Consider the following 16,647-nt stretch of genomic DNA (forward strand, 5'->3'; position numbering starts at 1 on the left):
TGTTCACTGACGTTGATTTGTAGCTCCTTGATCCAACGTCTTACTTCGGCCGCTGCTTTTGCAGCGGCCTTTTTTATGCCTGAAACAAAGCGGGGCGCTCTCAGCGCCCCGCAGGATTAAATGTTTTTCAGGTAACGATCACAGGCTGTACTTCTGCAGGTTGTCCATCATCTCTTTCAAGGCTTCGATATTGTCCTTGGGATGGGCCGCCCCTTCAAAGTCGCAGATCTGCTGCCAGTGCGCCGCCACATCCTCTGGCGAGAAGCCAGCCTCAGGATCAAAGCCTACGCCCAGGCTGCGTTCCCAGCGGGTCTTGCCGATCCAGCCGCCGCCCACTTCAAACAGCCCCGAGGTTTCCTGGCAGGCCTCGCTGCCCAGGTACACCACCAGCGGGCTGACCAGCTCGGGCTTGAGTCGCTCGAACACCTGCGGCGGAATCAACCCTTCAGTCATCCGCGTGCCGCCAGTGGGCGCGATGGCGTTGACCAGGATGTTGTGCTTACGCCCTTCCAACGCCAGGGTGCGGGTCAGGCCATACAGGCCCAGCTTGGCCATGCCGTAGTTGGACTGGCCGAAGTTGCCGTAGATGCCTGAAGTGGACGCGGTGAAAATCACCCGGCCGTAGCCTTGCTCGCGCATATGTGGCCAGGCGGCGCGGGTCACTTTGTAGGCGCCTTCGACGTGCACGCGGTACACCAGGTCCCAGTCGCTGTCCTCCATCTTGTGGAAGGTCTTGTCCCGCAGGATCCCGGCGTTGTTCACCACCACGTCGATGCGGCCAAACACGTCGAGGGCGTGTTGCACGATCTTTTCGCCGTCGGTCACCGAATCGTGATTGGCCTCGGCAATGCCGCCGGCCTCACGAATCTCGGCCACTACGCGGTCGGCCGCCGAGGCGTTGGCGCCTTCGCCCTGAGTCGAGCCGCCAAGGTCGTTGACCAGTACCTTGGCCCCGTGCCTGGCGAACAGCAGCGCATGGGCACGGCCCAAACCACCCCCGGCCCCGGTGACGATCACGACTTTATCTTGGAACTGCACAGACTCACTCATAGGGAACTCCAGCGAAGACAGTGGACGATGGCTTGAGTGTCAGGCACCGGGCTTGCGGTCACAATAAATACGGGCGGGGGTGAATGGTGCGCAATAAGGCACGGGGATGATTGAACTGATGCAGGAGATAGCTTGTGTGGCAGTTGGCTTATGTGGGAGCTGGCTTGCCTGCGACTGCATCACCTCGGTACAACTGATTTACCGAGGTGTACCCATCGCAGGCAAGCCAGCTCCTACACAAGCCAGTTCCCATAGCGGGTCTTTGCTGTTGCCGATGCCGTCGCGAAATGCCAGGTAATGCTTGAGCACCTGCACCGGCGCTTCGATCTGCGGGTAGTGGCCGATATTGGCCAGCAACACCGTGTCGGCGTCCGGTATCAACTCGCGGTAACGCGCGACCATGTGCGCGCCGGAGATCGGATCGACTTCGCCATCGATCACCCGCAACGGCACTTCGCCGCGCTGCATGGCCGCCACCCAGCGCTCACGCTGGCGACGGCGCTGGGGAATGTAGGCGATGAGTTTGTGCAGGATCCGCGGGCCGTCGTTGTTTTCGATCAGGCTCCAGAAATCATCCAGGGCACTTTCGCTGGGACGGGTGTCGGGGCCGAAGATCTGCTTGAAGCTGTCGGCCAGGGCGTTGCGCCCGAATGCGCGACCGATCATCCACCCCAGGGGGCTGAGCAAGAGTTTTTGTACCAGCGCCGCGCGGTGGGTCTCGGGGAACAGCCCGCCATTGAGAAATACACAACTGGCCAGTTGAAAGCGACCTTCGTAGTGCCGGGCGAGCAGTTCCTGGGCCACGCTGTCGCCGTAGTCATGGGCCATGACATGCACCGGCTGTTGAATCCGCAGATGGGCCAGCAGCGCCTGTTGCAGGTCGGCCTGTTCCAGCAGGCAATAAGTGTGGTCCAGGGGCTTGGCCGAGTCGCCGAAGCCGAGCATGTCGCAGGCGATCACCTGACAACGCTGGGCCAGGGGCTGCCAGAGGTAATGCCAGTCCCAACTGGCGCTGGGGAAACCGTGGATCAGCAGCAAGGGCTCGCCCTGCCCGGCCACCCAATAACGCAGGGTCTGCCCGCGAAAGACAAAACTCTGCCCGCGCTTGCGCCAGGCGCTCAGGGGGATCTCGGCCAGTGGCATCAGAGTCGGTATCCTGGGTCTTGTTGGTCCAGCTTGCGCAACAATGCCGGCCAGGCCAGCGCGCCGCCCATGCCTTGGGCGCTCTTGGTCACGCCCGCAATCATCGCCTTGGCCCCCGCCAGAATCTGCGGCTCGATGGCGATCAATTCCGCACCGCCGTTTTGCGCCAGCACCTGGATATCGCAGGCGCGCTGGAAGGTGAACATCATCAGGAACGTATCGGCGATGGTCGCACCGCAGGTCAACAGGCCATGGTTGTGCAGCATCAGGAAATTGTTCGGCCCCAGGTCGGCCTGCAGGCGGGCCTTTTCCTCGTGGTTCAGCGCTACGCCTTCGTAGGCGTGATAGGCCAGGCTCGACAGCACGAACAGCGATTGCTGGCTGATGGGCAGCACGCCCTGCTTCTGCGCCGACACGGCCACGCCGGCCGCCGTGTGGGTGTGCAGCACGCAGACCACGTCGTGGCGTACTTCGTGTACCGCGCTGTGGATGGTGTAGCCGGCCGGGTTGATCTCGTAGGGGCTGTCCATCAACTTGTTGCCGGCCTGGTCGACCTTGACCAGGCTGGAGGCGGTGATTTCGTGGAACATCAGCCCGAACGGGTTGATCAGGAAGTCTTCGGTGCCCGGCACCTTGGCCGAGATATGGGTGAAAATCAGATCATCCCAGCCATGCAGGGCTACCAGGCGATAGCAGGCGGCCAGGTCGATACGGGCCTGCCATTCGGCGGCGCTGACCTGGTCTTTCACACTCTGTGTCGATTGAACGGGGGCTAGGCTCACGGCAATGACCTCGACGCGGTGGTGTTCTTATTATTTTTTTAGGGTGATGGGCCAGTCTAGTCAGACCTCGGGGCAGCCGTAGTTGCGTTGGCAGCCAGCTTGATGACCGAGCGAGTCAACTACGAGGATAGTTCATATTTGTACAACAAGGTGTCAGAGAAGCGACGCCAATAAAGGCGCGGCAAACAGGTTGAGCAAACCGGTCAGGACCATCACCAGTCCGGCCACCGAGCCCTCCTCGCCCCCCACTTCATGGGCACGGCTGACGCCCGCACCGTGGGCGCCCACGCCAAACAACGCGCCCCGCGCCAGGGCACTGCGCAGCGGCAACCACTTGAGCAGTACCCCACCGAGCATGGCGCCGAACACACCGGTGAACATCACAAATACTGCCGTCAGCTCCGGTACACCGCCCAAGTCATGGGCCAGGGGCATGGCAAAGGGCGTGGTGATCGAGCGTGGCACCAACGACATCGTGACCGAACTGTCCAGGGCCAGGGCCTTGGCCAGGCCAAATGAGGTGCCAATGGATGCCGCGCTACCCGCCAGCATCCCCAGCAGCAACGCCGACCAGTGCCGCATCAATAACTGGCGCTGCTGCCAGATCGGAATGGCGAACGCCACCGTGACCGGCCCCAGTACCAGCATCAGCCAATGGGTGTCGGTGGAGTACTCGGCATAGGCGGTGTTCAGTGGCACGGCCACCGCCAGCAGCAGCGCGGGCACCAGAATCAGTGGCGACAGCAGGTAGCGCCCGGTACGCCGATAGATCCAGCGGCTGAAACCATAGGCCACCAGGGTCAGGGCCAGCCAGAACAGCGGCATCAGTTCAAGCTTCATGGCGCAACTTCCAGCGGCAGACCAGTTCGACGGTAAACGCCGTGACCAGCATCACCATCAGGGTACTGAGGGCGATCACCAGCATGATCCGCCAGCCGTCATGGCGCATCAGGCCGCCGTAATCGAGCAGGCTCATCAGCGCCGGGATAAAGAACAGCAGCATCTCTGCCATCAGCAGGCCAGCGCCCAATTGCAGGGCCGCCGGTTTGATCAGGCCGCTGGCGAACACCAGCAACAGCAAGCCCAGGCCAATCACCCCGCCAGGGATCGGCCAGGCCAGCCACACGGCCACTTGGCAGCCCAGCAAGTAAATCGCCAGCAATACCAGCAACTCAACCAGCAGCCGGCCCAGATGTTTGAAGGTTAAGCGTTTAGTAGACATAGGTTCCTCGCAGGCCTTCATTTTAAAGAGCCGCGTGGCATACCCGAAGCGAATTGTTAGACTGCAAGCCATTCCAAATAGGAATTACCGCAATGGAATTCAAACAACTGCGCAGCTTTATCGAAGTGGTCCACCGTGGCGGGTTTACCCAGGCCGGGAAAACCTTGCATATCAGCCAGTCCGCCGTGAGCAAGCAAGTGGCGCAACTGGAGCAAAGCCTGGGCACGCCGCTGCTCGACCGCATTGGCTCCCAGGTGCGCCTGACCGCCGCCGGGCAGGTGGTGCTGCAACGGGCCGAAGCCATGTTGCGCCTGCAAACCGAGCTGCTGAGCGAGCTGGACGACTTGAATCAACTCACCCGTGGCGAGTTGCGCATGGGCCTGCCGCAGTTGGGGGGCGACACCCTGTTTGCCGGGCTGTTTGCCGAATATCGCCGGCGCTACCCCAATGTCAGCATCCAATTGCTCGAGGGCGGCAGCCGCAATATTGAGCAGGCGATCCTCGCGGGTGAGCTGGACGTCGGCGGCAGCCTGCTGCCCACCGATCCGGCTTTCGCCTGGCAAACCTTCTGTGATGAACCGCTGGATGCGCTGCTGCCCGTGGACCACCCACTGGCGCAGCACACAGAGATTGGCCTGGAGGAGTTGGCCGACACGCCATTTTTGATGTACCAGCGCAGCTTTGTGCTCAATGACCGGCTACTCCAGGCCTGCCAGCAACTGGGCTTCACACCCCGGGAAAGTGGGCGCAGTGGCCAGGCGGACTTTCTGGTGGCACTGGTGGCCGCCGGCCAGGGCGTGGTGCTGCTGCCCAGCGTGGTCGCACGTGGGCTGGAACGGCCCGGCGTGGTGCGCCTGACACTCAGGGCACCGCAATTCCTACGATGGGATATCGCCTTTATCTGGCGCAAGGGCGCCTATCTGTCGAAAGCCGCCCTGGCCTGGCTGGCGCTGCTGCGCGAATACCCGATCAGCCGCGCAGTGCGCTGACCAACTCTGCCAGCCATGGCTCCGCGTCAGCTTCCGGGGTGACGCTTTCGCTGGCATCCAGGCGCAGCATTGGCAGGACTTCGCGCACGCCCAATTCGCCGAACAGCTCACGCATCTGCTCGCCGCCGCCACAGAAGGTGTCGCCGTAGCTGGCGTCGCCCAGGCCGATCACCGCGCCAGGCAAACCGCGCCAGGCGGCGGGCAGTTGGTCGCGGATCATCGAATACAGCGGCATCAGGTTGTCCGGCAGTTCGCCCATGCCGGTGGTGGAGGTGACGGCCAGAAAGGCGTCCGGGGCGAAGGCCTGCACATCGGCCAGGGTCGCCCGCGGGTTATGCCAGGCCTCGAAACCGGCTGCATTGAGGATACCCATGGCGTGGCGGGCAACTTCTTCTGCCGTGCCATAGACCGAGCCGGAAAGGATGGCGACTTTCATCAATCTGATCCTGTAGTTGAGTGAAAACCTGGGATATTAACAGTTGGCAGCCGGGTGGGTTGCCCTACACTAAGAAATCCACAAACACGCTATGGATCGCTCAATGATCAACGCCAAGCTCATGCAAATGGTGGTCAATGCCTCCAACGACGGGATTGTCGTGGCGGAACGGGAAGGCAAGGACAAACCGCTGATTTACGTGAACCCCGCCTTCGAACGCATGACCGGCTACAACCTAGACGACGTCCTTTATCAGGATTGCCGCTTCCTGCAATCGGGTGACCGCGACCAGCCGGCCCTGATGGCCATTCGCGAAGCCCTGGACAGTGGCGGCGCATGCCGGGAAATCCTGCGCAACTACCGCAAGGACGGCACGCATTTCTGGAATGAACTGTCATTATCGACGGTTTATAACCAGGCCGATCAGCAGACTTACTTCGTCGGCGTGCAGAAAGATGTCACGGTTCAGGTCAAGGCCCAGCAGCGTGTGACCCAGCTGGAAGCCCAGGTAGCAGCACTTACGGCCGAGTTGGCAACGCTCCGGGCGACGAGCGGATCTAACAAACTTTAGAAAATATGGTCTTTAGGGTGATAATCAGTTTAATCACGCATTTCCTTGAGCCACATCAATGCAACGCGACGCGCTTTTGACCCAGGACGAGCTGGATTTCATCCAGAACATGCACCACAACCCGCAGCTGAATGTGCGGGATGTGTCGTCGAGCCTGACGGTCAACGGTGGCGCGCAGATCCGCGACCTGCTTACGCGCCTCGCGGCCCATGAGCAGGTGACGATCCAGGCGCAGTTCGATAACCAGCAAATGACCTTTCCACTGCAACTGGTGGAAGACGAGTTCCATGCCGTGCACTTGCGTCTTGGGGTGCCGAGTATTTTCGAGGATGGGCCGATGATCCGGCCCTGGCGCCTGGTGCTTGAAGAGCCGGTCGCCCTGGAAAACGTCAGGGGTCAGCCGGGAGCGTTGTGGGTGCATGAAGTGTCGTTCAAGGGCCTGCTGGTGCAGTGTCGCGGCCGCAGCAAACCACCGCGCACGTTCTCGATGTGGTTCAGCCCCTCCGGCTACGAACGGATTGCCGTGCGTGGCACGTTAGAGCGCGAAACGGCTCGCGGCCTGTTTGCCTACCGCTTGAGCCAGGGTGATGCGGATGAAACCGAGCGCCTGCGCCAGTTCATCCTGCAACAGCATCGCCTGGCCCACCCCGAAGTGCATGCCTGATCTCAGGTATCCAGGGTTCCACTGAGAAACTGCTGCAAGCGTCGCTGCATCAACCGCCCCTCATTGCCCAGGCAACCGATGGCAGTACCGGCCAGTTGCTTGTCGGCCATGTCCGAGGCATCACCGGCCAATAGCAGCGGGCATTCCAGGGTCAGGGCCAAGCGCTCCAGCCGATTGGGCAAATCGTGGGTCGGTGAGTGGTTGGAGAATAGCACCAGCGCCTGCGGCCGGGTCTTCTCGCAGATCAGCGTCAACTCATCCAGGGGATGCCCCAAGCTCAACACGTGAACGGCCAGTTCATCACCACTGAGCATCAGCCCCGCCACCAGCAACTCCAGTTCTCGGCACTCACCGGCAATGGCCGCCAGCAATACCTGTGGCGTACGGCCGGCACGGGCCATCTGCAGGCGCTGGGAAATCCGCGCCCGCAGGAAACTGTCGAAAAACAGCCATTCGCTGGCCTGGCCGAAACGCCCCTGGTGACGCAACAACTGTTGCCAAAGGGGCATCAGGATGTCCTGGAACACCACCGCAACGGGGTATGCCGCAAAAATCTGCCCGTACAGGCGTTCCAGTTGCAGCTCATCAAAAGCGCCGATGGCAAGTTGCAACTGCTGCTGCCACTGAGTCGACTCGTGTTCTGCGTCGCCTTCCTGCAACTGGCGCACGAAAGAGGCCTGCGAATCGTCGCGCGCGAGGATCTTGCCAACTTTGCTGACCGCCACGCCACGCTCGATCCAATCCAGAATGCGATGGACGGTCTCAATATCCTTCTGCGTGTACAGGCGATGCCCGCTTTCGGTGCGTACCGGTTGGATCAAACCATAACGCCGCTCCCACGCTCGGAGCGTGACCGGGTTGATACCCGTCAATCTCGCAACTTCGCGAATCGGGAACAACTCATCTGCCGCACAGTGGGCGCTTGGTGCAATACCTTGGGATGGTGCTGTGATTACAGGCATCGGCTGACCAAAACTATACAAAGTTGGATCCCATTTAACGCTTTTATACCTGTCTTTTTCAAGGGAATTGCCCAGCCGTCCAATGTCGCTGGCGTATTTCGTCAAATCAGGAATAATCCTTGCCTGTTTTTTCTGCGTCGCCGCTCTACCCCGCGGTTTCGCCAGGGACGCCACCTACCCGGTACAGCGCTCCCACACATTCGGAGATACACAATGTCTACCCTCCCCGTCACCTTGATGGTCGCGCGCCGCGCTGCCCAAGGTCGCTATCAAGACATGATGAGCTGGCTGCGTGAAGGCGAGCAACTGGCCACTGACTTTCCCGGTTACCTGGGCTCCGGCGTGCTTGCCCCGCCTGCCGACGGTGGCGAATTCCAGATCATCTTCCGCTTCGCCGACGAGCAGACCCTGCACGCCTGGGAATTCTCGGCCTCGCGCAGCGCCTGGCTGAGCCGTGGCAGCGAGTTGTTTGCCGACCCTATGGAGCATCGGGTCAGCGGCATGGAGGGCTGGTTTGGTGCCGTAGGCCAACGCCCGCCGCGCTGGAAACAGGCCGTGGCGATCTGGCTGGCGTTTTTCCCGGTGTCGCTGCTGTTCAACTTTGGCCTTGAGCCCTTGCTGGCCGAACTGGGCCTGTTCAGCCGCGTGCTGGTCAGCACCCTGGCCCTGACGCCGTTGATGGTCTATCTGTTCATCCCGCTGTCGACCCATTTGCTGGCAGGCTGGCTCAATCCTGCGCCGCCACGGGTAAAACCTGCCGAAGCAACCGTTTGAGCCGATCCGCAACAGGCCGGTCGCTGGTATAGTTTTAGCTTGCCCGCGACTCGAGCTTCCCATGACTTCTCCCGCTCCGATCCTGATCACCGGCGCCGGCCAACGTGTCGGCTTGCACTGCGCCCTGCGCCTGCTGGACGACAACCAGCCGGTGATCTTCAGCTATCGCAGTGAGCGTCCCGGCGTGCAGGCCCTGCGCGAACGTGGGGCGATTGGCGTGTTTGCCGACTTCTCCTCTGAGGCCGGCATCCTGGCATTTATCAGCGAACTCAAGAGCCATACCGATAGCCTGCGGGCGATTATCCACAATGCCTCGACCTGGGCCGCAGAAACACCTGGCGACGAAGCCCACGCCTTTATTGATATGTTCAGCGTGCACATGCTTGCGCCGTACCTGATCAACCTGCATTGTGCTGACTTGTTGCGCTGCTCGACGCTGGCCGACATTGTGCACATCAGCGACGACGTGACCCGCAAGGGCAGCCGCCAGCATATCGCCTACTGCGCCACCAAGGCCGGGCTCGACAGCCTGACCCTGTCCTTCGCCGCCCAATACGCGCCCCGGATCAAGGTCAATGGCATCTCGCCGGCCATGGTGATGTTCAACGAAGGCGACGACGCGGCCTATCGCGCCAAGGTCCTGGCCAAGTCTGCATTGGGTATCGAACCCGGGCCTGAGGTGATTTACCAGAGCGTGCGTTACCTGCTGGACAACCCTTATGTGACTGGCACCACCCTGACCGTCAATGGCGGGCGGCATGTCAAGTAAACCCGAACACCAGCCGCCTGGGGTTCCTGCAACTGATTGGACGGAGCAAGTAGCAATGCCACAACTTCAACCAGGTATGGCGCGCATCCGGGTCAAGGACCTGTGTCTGCGCACCTTTATTGGCATCAACGAGGAGGAGATCCTCAACAAGCAGGATGTGTTGATCAACCTGACCATCCTGTATGCCGCACAAGACGCGGTGCGCGATAACGACATTGACCACGCCTTGAACTACCGCACCATCACCAAGGCCATCATCGCCCACGTCGAAGGCAACCGCTTTGCCCTGCTCGAACGCCTGACCCAGGAACTGCTGGACCTGGTGATGAGCAATGAGTCGGTGCTGTATGCCGAAGTCGAAGTCGACAAGCCCCATGCGCTGCGTTTTGCCGAGTCGGTGTCGATCACCCTGGCAGCCAGCCGTTAACCCCCTGAATCTGCGTGAACCCCATGACTGATCAACAACGCCTGGAACTCGAAGCCGCCGCCTTCCGCCGGCTGGTCGCACACCTGGACAGCCGCAAGGACGTGCAGAACATCGACCTGATGAACCTCGCCGGGTTCTGCCGCAACTGCCTGTCCAAGTGGTACAAGGCCGAAGCCGACGAACGCCAGATCGAGGTCAGCCTCGATGACGCCCGCGAAGTGGTCTACGGCATGCCGTACGCCGAGTGGAAAGCCCAATACCAGCAAGAAGCCAGCGCCGAACAACAAGCGGCGTTTGCCAAAGGAAAACCCCATGACTGACCTGAACACCCTGCGCGCCAGCCTCAACAGCGGCGCACACGTCTTTGCCGACACCCTGGCGTTTATCGCTGCCGGCTACGACTACCAGCCCCAGGCCTTCACCAACGGTGGTGTAGAAAACGCCGCCGGGCAAAACGAGGGCTCGTGCAAGACCCTGGGCCTGGCGCTGCTGGAAGGTTTGAGCGACCAAGAGGCCCTGCTGGCGTTTGGTGAGCACTATCGTTCGGTGCTGGCGACGCCTGAGGGCACAGATCACGGCAATATCCGCGCGTTGATCGAGCATGGGTTGGCGGGTGTGAAGTTCGGCGCCCAGCCCTTGAGCCGTCGCTGATCGGGTTAACACGTCTGTACTCTGGCGTTGCTTGAATCGCGCCCATAAAAAAACCGGCCTCGCAGCCGGTTTTTTCATTGCAACGGTTTAGAAAGCAGCGTCTTTCAAGCCGTCGAGGTAACGCTCGGCATCCAGGGCCGCCATGCAGCCGGCGCCGGCCGAGGTGATGGCCTGGCGGTAGACGTGGTCAGCCACGTCGCCAGCGGCAAAGATGCCTTCAATGTTGGTCGCGGTAGCATTGCCTTCACGGCCGCCCTGCACCACCAGGTAACCGTCTTTGGCGGTCAGCTTGCCTTCGAACAGCGAGGTGTTCGGAGTGTGGCCGATGGCGATGAACACGCCGTCGACTTTCAGCTCGTCGAAGCTGCCGTCGTTGTTTTTCAGGCGCGCACCGGTCACACCCATGTTGTCGCCCAGGACTTCATCCAGGGTGGCGTTGAGCTTGAGGATGATCTTGCCTTCGGCAACCCGCGCGTGCAGCTTGTCGATCAGGATCTTCTCGGCGCGGAAGGTTTCGCGGCGGTGAACCAGGGTCACGGTGCTGGCGATGTTGGCCAGGTACAGTGCTTCTTCGACAGCGGTGTTACCACCACCGACCACAGCCACCGGCTTGTTGCGGTAGAAGAACCCGTCGCAGGTCGCGCAGGCGGAAACGCCTTTGCCCATGAACGCTTCTTCCGATGGCAGCCCCAGGTAACGGGCGCTGGCGCCGGTGGCGATGATCAGCGCGTCACAGGTGTAGACGCCACTGTCGCCGGTCAGGCTGTAGGGCTTTTTCGAGAAGTCCACGGCATTGATATGGTCGAAGACGATTTCGGTCTCGAAACGCTCGGCGTGCTCTTTCATGCGCTCCATCAACACCGGGCCGGTCAGGCCGTGGACGTCGCCCGGCCAGTTGTCGACTTCAGTGGTGGTGGTCAACTGACCACCCGCCTGCATGCCGGTGATCAGCAACGGCTTGAGGTTGGCCCGGGCCGCGTAGACCGCAGCGCTGTAACCGGCAGGGCCGGAACCGAGAATAATCACTCGCGAATGACGGGTATCAGACATGACTCACTCCTATCGACCGCCCGGACTACAGAGCGGCTGGAATAAAAAAGGACCGCGAAGCACTTGGGGAAGGCTTTTTAACTCGCAGGCCCTAAAAATAATGGGTGCAGCGTATAGAGGGGGGCAAGATTAAGGAAATACGGATTAACAATCCAGCTCATAGGCGGTCTCTATGCCGTGGCACCTATTAATCAACATGTTTGTTACCGTTAATGTCGGCTTGCTGACCGTGCTTTCACCCTACCGGCAAAGCCGGTAAGGTCGGCGCGTTTACCCTTTTGCCCGGAGTTTTCCATGCCCGCCCCCGTTCTGTCAGGCCCACAATACCTGCGTGAAGGCCTGAAACTGGTCTTGAGCCCAGGCCTGCGCCTGTTCGTCCTGCTGCCCCTGGCGATCAACCTGATACTGTTCGTCGGGTTGATTTATTTTGCTGGCCATCAGTTCAGCCTGTGGGTCGACACCTTGATGCCGACACTGCCCAGTTGGCTGAGCTTCCTCAGCTACATCCTGTGGCCGCTGTTTGTGCTGCTGGTGGCCTTTATGGTGTTTTTCAGCTTCACCATGCTCGCCAATATCATCGCCGCGCCCTTCAATGGCTTCCTCGCGGAAAAAGTCGAAGTGGTGGTGCGCGGTACCGATGATTTCCCCGCCTTCAGCTGGGCCGAGCTGTTCGCCATGGTCCCGCGCACCCTGGCCCGGGAAATGCGCAAGCTGGGCTACTTCCTGCCCCGGGCCATCGGCCTGTTTATCCTGTCCTTCATCCCCGTGGTCAACCTGATTGCCGCACCGCTGTGGCTGCTGTTCGGGGTGTGGATGATGGCGATCCAATACATCGACTACCCGGCCGACAACCACAAGCTGGGCTGGAACGAAATGCTCGCCTGGCTGCGCCAGAAGCGCTGGCAGAGCATGAGCTTCGGCGGGATTGTTTACCTGGTGCTGTTGGTGCCGGTGGTCAACCTGCTGATGATGCCGGCGGCGGTGGCCGGGGCCACGTTGTTCTGGGTGCGTGAGCGCGGCGCCGAAACGATGCTGGCGCAAAAGCCCTAACCTGTTCGATTGACCTGGATCATGGCGATTTGCCCACACAGAGCACATGGTTATTAAAACTATAAGCCTGTGGGGAGCACACCGTGTACAGACCGTTAATGCTGATGTTCGGATTGATGTTGGGCGGCGAGGCCTGGGGGGCCGCCGCCGCCAATGAACCCATCCTGCCGGTGCAACCGGCGAAGATCACCGATGCCAACAAGGTCGAGTTGGGCAAGCAATTGTTCTTCGACCCGCGCTTGTCCAAGTCCGGTTTTATTTCCTGCAACTCGTGCCACAACCTGAGCATGGGCGGCAGCGACAACCTGCCCACCTCCATCGGCCATAACTGGCACCAGGGCCCGATCAACTCGCCGACGGTGCTCAACTCGAGCATGAGCGTCGCGCAGTTCTGGGACGGGCGCGCGGCGACTCTGCAGGAGCAGGCCGGCGGCCCGATCGCCAACCCCGGCGAGATGGGCTTTACCCACGACCTGGCGGTGGACGTACTGCGCTCGATCCCGCAATACCAGGCGGCGTTCAAGAAGGTGTATGGCGATGACGGCATCAAGTTCGACGATGTGACCAATGCCATTGCGGCCTTCGAAGAAACCCTGGTCACCCCCAACGCCCCATTCGACCGTTGGTTGCTGGGCGATAAAAAAGCCATCAGCGCCACTGCGGCGCAGGGCTACCAGCTGTTCAAGAGCATCGGCTGTGTGGCGTGCCATAACGGCGAAGCGGTCGGTGGCAGCACCTTCCAGAAAATGGGCATGGTCGAACCCTATGCCACCCAGAACCCGGCCCAGGGCGTGGCGGGCCTGACCGGCAAGGATCAGGACCGGATGATGTTCAAGGTACCGACCTTGCGTAACGTCGCCCTGACCTACCCCTACTTCCACGACGGTGCCTACTGGAACCTCAGCGAAGCCGTGGACGTGATGGCCCGCCTGCAACTGGGGCGCAAGTTGAGCACCGATGAGGTCAGCCAGATTGTCGCATTCCTCGACACCCTGACCGGCGACCAGCCGGACTTCAAGCTGCCGATCCTGCCACCGTCCTCGGCCAAGACCCCGCGTCCTGCGCCGTTCAACTAAGCCAGTACCGGGCCTGTCGTCATAAATCCGTCATTGCGATGACACAATGACGACATGGCCCGCGCCGACACTGGCTGCATGACGACAGCTTCCCTGAATATCACCCTGATCACCGAAACCTTTCCACCGGAAATCAACGGCGTGGCCAACACCCTTGGCCGCCTGTGTGACGGCCTGCGCGCCCGTGGGCATCAGGTGGAGTTGGTGCGCCCGCGCCAGGGTGGCGACTTGAGCCGCCTCAGCGACGACGGCCTACTGTTGTGTCGCGGCTGGCCTCTGCCAGGGTATCCCGGCCTGCAATGGGGCCAGTCCTCGATGCACAAACTGCTGCGGCGCTGGAAACGCCAGCGTCCGGACGTGCTGTACATTGCCACCGAAGGCCCGCTGGGCTTGTCGGCCTTGCGCGCGGCACGGCGCCTGGGGATCAGCGTGGTCAGCGGTTTCCATACCAACTTCCAGCAGTATTCCAGCCAGTACGGCCTAAGCATGCTCAGCCGCATCCTGACCCACTACCTGCGCTGGTTCCACAACCGTTCCAGCCTGACCCTGGTGCCCAGCGTCAGCCAACGCCTGGAACTGGAACGCCGCCACTTCGAGCGCCTGGACCTGTTGTCGCGCGGGGTCGACAGCCAACTGTTCCACCCGGCCAGGCGTGACAACACCTTGCGTGGGCAGTGGGGGCTGGGCAATGACGATATTGCGATCTTGCATGTCGGACGCCTGGCGCCAGAGAAAAACCTCGGCTTGCTCAAACGCTGCTTCGAGGGGTTGCAGGCGACTTATCCACAGCGTCGTTTGAAGCTGATCGTGGTCGGTGACGGGCCACAGCGGGAGACACTGGCGAAGAGCCTCCCCGAGGCGATTTTCTGCGGCACGCAACGCGGCGAGGAACTGGCCCGGTACTATGCGTCAGGCGACTTGTTTCTGTTCCCCAGCCTCACCGAGACCTTTGGCAACGTGGTACTGGAAGCCATGGCCTCCGGATTGGGCGTAGTGGCCTACGACCAGGCGGCCGCCACCCAGCATATCCGCCATGGCTACAGTGGTGCCGTGGCGATGCCGGGTGACGAGGAGGCATTTTGCGATGCCGCCAGTTGGTTACTGGAAGAACCCGAGAGTCTGCGCCGGATGCGCCTGAATGCCCGCCAACATGCCAGTCGCCAGGGCTGGCCGGCGATTATCGAGCAGTTCGAGCACCAACTGCGCAGCGTGTGCGGTGAGGAACCTGTCGATACAGGCAGCTCGCGCCTGGTGTGAGGTATATCCAGTTACTTTAGACATGGAACCATCAGCCCTCTAGCGCCATACAGATAGGGCTGCAGATTCAGGCTCGTGCAGGTCTGCGCAGACAATCATGCGATGGAGTCTTAACCATGTTAATCAACACCAACCCTTTACCGACCTCAGCCATCCCCCCGAACAACGGCCAGAAGGATCCCGCGCAGTATGATCATTTATGGCAAAAGCACGGCAGAGACATCGAACCCTTCACCGCCGACGAGCAGAAACTGCTGAACAGTGACCGATTCAATCGACTCACACATGAGGCAGACCTCCCTGATCAAACAGCTGTGCAGGAAAAAGCGCAGCGCAATCAACTTCGGCGGCAGTTGGGGATATCGTCGCAAGAGCCCTCACACTCACCCAGCCAAGTCAGCTCGGGTCAGCCTAAGGCAGAGTCCCGCCCCTTTGAGCAGCTTACTTCCGCCCCAAGGGTGGATAATCCGCTACCGCCCGAGGTTGCATCGCGCCCCTTGATGTACGCTCCGAACACCGCCAAGGGTGGATAGCCCGCCCTTCAGCCGCAGCTAAAGCATGGGGATGAGCCGGGCCAGCCGGCTCATCCTGAGCGTCACACCAAGGTCATCAGCGCTTCACGACTGAACGGCAAGATATCGCCCTCACGGCCTTCACGGACCTTCAGCGCCCAATCCGGGTCGACCAGCAGCGCACGACCAACGGCCACCAGGTCGAACTCATCGTTATTCAGGCGCTCCAGCAGTTTTTCCAGGCTCGCCGGCTGCGCCACTTTGTCAGTATTGACCATGAACTGCAGGAACTCGCCATCCAGGCCCACGCTGCCCACAGTGATGGTCGGTTTGCCAGTGAGCTTGCGGGTCCAGCCCGCCAGGTTCAGTTCGGAGCCTTCAAACTCCGGTTCCCAGAAGCGCCGTGTGGAGCAGTGGAAAATATCCACACCCGCGTCCGACAACGGCTTGAGAAACTCACCCAGTGCCTCGGGCGTTTGCACCAGGCGCGCGGTGTAATCCTGCTGCTTCCATTGGGAGAAACGGAAAATGATCGGGAACTCGGGACCTACCGCCGCCCGCACGGCCTGAATCAACTCGATGGCGAACCGGGAGCGATTGGCCAGGCTGCCGCCATATTCATCGGTACGCTGGTTGCTGCCTTCCCAGAAGAACTGGTCGACCAGGTAACCGTGGGCACCGTGGATCTCCACGCCGTCCATACCGATGCTCTGGGCATCCTTGGCGGCCTGGGCGAAGGCAGCAATCACCGCCTGGATATCCTGGACCGTCATGCCGTGGACCACCACGTTGCCGTCCTTGAGTTTTTCCATCGGGCCATAGGCCGGCACGCTGGCATCGGGTTCTGTGCCTATGCGCCGCACGCTGCCAACGTGCCACAGTTGCGGGACGATCTTGCCGCCCTCGGCATGCACCGCGTCGACCACTTTCTTCCAGCCGGCCAATGCCGCTTCACCGTAGAAATGCGGGACATTCGGATAGCCGTTGGAAGCCTGGTGGCCCACCACCGTGCCCTCTGTGATGATCAGGCCAACGCCGGCCGCCGCGCGACGGCGGTAGTACTCGATGACTTTGGAATTGGGTACGCCACCGGGGGAAAACGAACGGGTCATCGGCGCCATGACCACGCGGGTCGGCAATTGCAGTGCACCGAGCTGGAAAGGTTTGAACAAGGCTTGGACAGGCATGGCAGCACTCCGCATGAAAGGGGTTTTATGATGCGGATAATATGGAGTGCAGACCGCACTGGATAGCACTATTGA

21 protein-coding genes are annotated in these 16,647 nt (G+C 61.0%); 12 read left to right on the forward strand and 9 right to left on the reverse strand.

Going from position 1 to position 16,647, the window contains the following annotated elements:
• Positions 1 to 138: 138 nt before the first annotated feature.
• The 5 genes from JFT44_RS14030 to JFT44_RS14050 all read right to left on the reverse strand — a co-directional run bounded on the left by JFT44_RS14030 (position 139) and on the right by JFT44_RS14050 (position 4,197).
• Positions 139 to 1,050, reverse strand: coding sequence for an SDR family oxidoreductase (locus JFT44_RS14030; RefSeq protein ID WP_057958331.1), 912 nt, complete (start codon positions 1,048 to 1,050; stop codon positions 139 to 141).
• Between the two features lie 198 nt (positions 1,051 to 1,248).
• Positions 1,249 to 2,193: an alpha/beta fold hydrolase gene (locus JFT44_RS14035; RefSeq protein ID WP_198830817.1), complete on the reverse strand. Its 945-nt coding sequence runs from the start codon at positions 2,191 to 2,193 to the stop codon at positions 1,249 to 1,251.
• The gene (locus tag JFT44_RS14040; protein ID WP_057958329.1) at positions 2,193 to 2,975 is read right to left on the reverse strand and encodes a class II aldolase/adducin family protein; all 783 of its coding nucleotides are present in this window, start codon (positions 2,973 to 2,975) and stop codon (positions 2,193 to 2,195) included. Before JFT44_RS14040 ends, JFT44_RS14035 begins: the two co-directional genes overlap by 1 nt.
• Before the next feature lie 153 nt (positions 2,976 to 3,128).
• Positions 3,129 to 3,815, reverse strand: coding sequence for an LrgB family protein (locus JFT44_RS14045; protein WP_057958328.1), 687 nt, complete (start codon positions 3,813 to 3,815; stop codon positions 3,129 to 3,131).
• Positions 3,805 to 4,197, reverse strand: coding sequence for a CidA/LrgA family protein (locus JFT44_RS14050; protein ID WP_120731676.1), 393 nt, complete (start codon positions 4,195 to 4,197; stop codon positions 3,805 to 3,807). The genes JFT44_RS14045 and JFT44_RS14050 overlap by 11 nt, the downstream gene beginning before the upstream one ends.
• A 92-nt stretch (positions 4,198 to 4,289) precedes the next feature.
• Between JFT44_RS14050 and JFT44_RS14055 the strand changes: the two genes are divergently transcribed.
• Positions 4,290 to 5,186 carry a LysR family transcriptional regulator gene (locus tag JFT44_RS14055; protein ID WP_169990145.1) on the forward strand — a complete coding sequence of 299 codons (897 nt, stop codon included), beginning with the start codon at positions 4,290 to 4,292 and terminating at the stop codon, positions 5,184 to 5,186.
• Here the strand turns inward: JFT44_RS14055 and JFT44_RS14060 are convergent.
• Positions 5,167 to 5,622, reverse strand: coding sequence for a flavodoxin (locus JFT44_RS14060; RefSeq protein ID WP_057444540.1), 456 nt, complete (start codon positions 5,620 to 5,622; stop codon positions 5,167 to 5,169). The genes JFT44_RS14055 and JFT44_RS14060 overlap by 20 nt on opposite strands.
• Positions 5,623 to 5,725: 103 nt before the next feature.
• Here JFT44_RS14060 and JFT44_RS14065 point away from each other — a divergent pair, with 103 nt between their 5' ends.
• Together JFT44_RS14065 and JFT44_RS14070 are read left to right on the forward strand one after the other, a co-directional pair.
• Positions 5,726 to 6,193: a PAS domain-containing protein gene (locus tag JFT44_RS14065; RefSeq protein WP_057437813.1), complete on the forward strand. Its 468-nt coding sequence runs from the start codon at positions 5,726 to 5,728 to the stop codon at positions 6,191 to 6,193.
• Positions 6,194 to 6,251: 58 nt separating this feature from the next.
• Positions 6,252 to 6,857: a hypothetical protein gene (locus tag JFT44_RS14070; protein WP_115127440.1), complete on the forward strand. Its 606-nt coding sequence runs from the start codon at positions 6,252 to 6,254 to the stop codon at positions 6,855 to 6,857.
• A 2-nt stretch (positions 6,858 to 6,859) separates the two neighbouring features.
• Here the strand turns inward: JFT44_RS14070 and JFT44_RS14075 are convergent, their stop codons facing one another.
• On the reverse strand, positions 6,860 to 7,819 hold the full coding sequence (locus JFT44_RS14075) for a MerR family transcriptional regulator (RefSeq protein WP_057437810.1): 960 nt from the start codon (positions 7,817 to 7,819) through the stop codon (positions 6,860 to 6,862).
• Between the two features lie 213 nt (positions 7,820 to 8,032).
• On the opposite strand from JFT44_RS14075, the gene JFT44_RS14080 reads away from it, so the two are divergent.
• The 5 genes from JFT44_RS14080 to JFT44_RS14100 all read left to right on the forward strand — a co-directional run bounded on the left by JFT44_RS14080 (position 8,033) and on the right by JFT44_RS14100 (position 10,440).
• On the forward strand, positions 8,033 to 8,593 hold the full coding sequence (locus tag JFT44_RS14080; protein WP_057958325.1) for a hypothetical protein: 561 nt from the start codon (positions 8,033 to 8,035) through the stop codon (positions 8,591 to 8,593).
• Positions 8,594 to 8,654: 61 nt separating this feature from the next.
• The gene (gene folM, locus JFT44_RS14085) at positions 8,655 to 9,362 is read left to right on the forward strand and encodes a dihydromonapterin reductase (protein ID WP_198830818.1); all 708 of its coding nucleotides are present in this window, start codon (positions 8,655 to 8,657) and stop codon (positions 9,360 to 9,362) included.
• Positions 9,363 to 9,417: 55 nt separating this feature from the next.
• Complete coding sequence (gene folX, locus JFT44_RS14090) at positions 9,418 to 9,789, forward strand: dihydroneopterin triphosphate 2'-epimerase (RefSeq protein ID WP_057437798.1); 372 nt, start codon at positions 9,418 to 9,420, stop codon at positions 9,787 to 9,789.
• A 23-nt stretch (positions 9,790 to 9,812) separates the two neighbouring features.
• Positions 9,813 to 10,109, forward strand: coding sequence for a DUF1244 domain-containing protein (locus tag JFT44_RS14095; RefSeq protein WP_057437796.1), 297 nt, complete (start codon positions 9,813 to 9,815; stop codon positions 10,107 to 10,109).
• Positions 10,102 to 10,440, forward strand: a complete 339-nt coding sequence (locus tag JFT44_RS14100; RefSeq protein WP_057437794.1) for a HopJ type III effector protein — start codon at positions 10,102 to 10,104, stop codon at positions 10,438 to 10,440. Before JFT44_RS14095 ends, JFT44_RS14100 begins: the two co-directional genes overlap by 8 nt.
• Positions 10,441 to 10,527: 87 nt before the next feature.
• Here JFT44_RS14100 and trxB read toward each other — a convergent pair whose 3' ends face one another.
• Entirely contained in the window at positions 10,528 to 11,490 is a 963-nt protein-coding gene (gene trxB, locus JFT44_RS14105; protein ID WP_057958322.1) for a thioredoxin-disulfide reductase, read from the reverse strand.
• A 294-nt stretch (positions 11,491 to 11,784) separates the two neighbouring features.
• Between trxB and cysZ the strand changes: the two genes are divergently transcribed.
• The 4 genes from cysZ to JFT44_RS14125 all read left to right on the forward strand — a co-directional run bounded on the left by cysZ (position 11,785) and on the right by JFT44_RS14125 (position 15,406).
• A complete protein-coding gene (gene cysZ / locus JFT44_RS14110; RefSeq protein WP_029295586.1) occupies positions 11,785 to 12,540 on the forward strand; it encodes a sulfate transporter CysZ in 756 nt (251 codons plus the stop codon).
• 98 nt (positions 12,541 to 12,638) lie between these two features.
• Positions 12,639 to 13,616 carry a cytochrome-c peroxidase gene (locus JFT44_RS14115; RefSeq protein ID WP_162947782.1) on the forward strand — a complete coding sequence of 326 codons (978 nt, stop codon included), beginning with the start codon at positions 12,639 to 12,641 and terminating at the stop codon, positions 13,614 to 13,616.
• 78 nt (positions 13,617 to 13,694) lie between these two features.
• Positions 13,695 to 14,873, forward strand: coding sequence for a glycosyltransferase family 1 protein (locus JFT44_RS14120; RefSeq protein ID WP_198792282.1), 1,179 nt, complete (start codon positions 13,695 to 13,697; stop codon positions 14,871 to 14,873).
• A 116-nt stretch (positions 14,874 to 14,989) separates the two neighbouring features.
• The gene (locus tag JFT44_RS14125; RefSeq protein WP_169960577.1) at positions 14,990 to 15,406 is read left to right on the forward strand and encodes a hypothetical protein; all 417 of its coding nucleotides are present in this window, start codon (positions 14,990 to 14,992) and stop codon (positions 15,404 to 15,406) included.
• A gap of 62 nt (positions 15,407 to 15,468) precedes the next feature.
• Here the strand turns inward: JFT44_RS14125 and JFT44_RS14130 are convergent, their stop codons facing one another.
• The gene (locus JFT44_RS14130) at positions 15,469 to 16,572 is read right to left on the reverse strand and encodes an NADH:flavin oxidoreductase (RefSeq protein ID WP_057437784.1); all 1,104 of its coding nucleotides are present in this window, start codon (positions 16,570 to 16,572) and stop codon (positions 15,469 to 15,471) included.
• Positions 16,573 to 16,647 lie beyond the last annotated feature (75 nt).

Source organism: Pseudomonas sp. MF5691, from assembly GCF_016405645.1.
Classification (GTDB): Bacteria; Pseudomonadota; Gammaproteobacteria; order Pseudomonadales; family Pseudomonadaceae; genus Aquipseudomonas; species Aquipseudomonas shahriarae.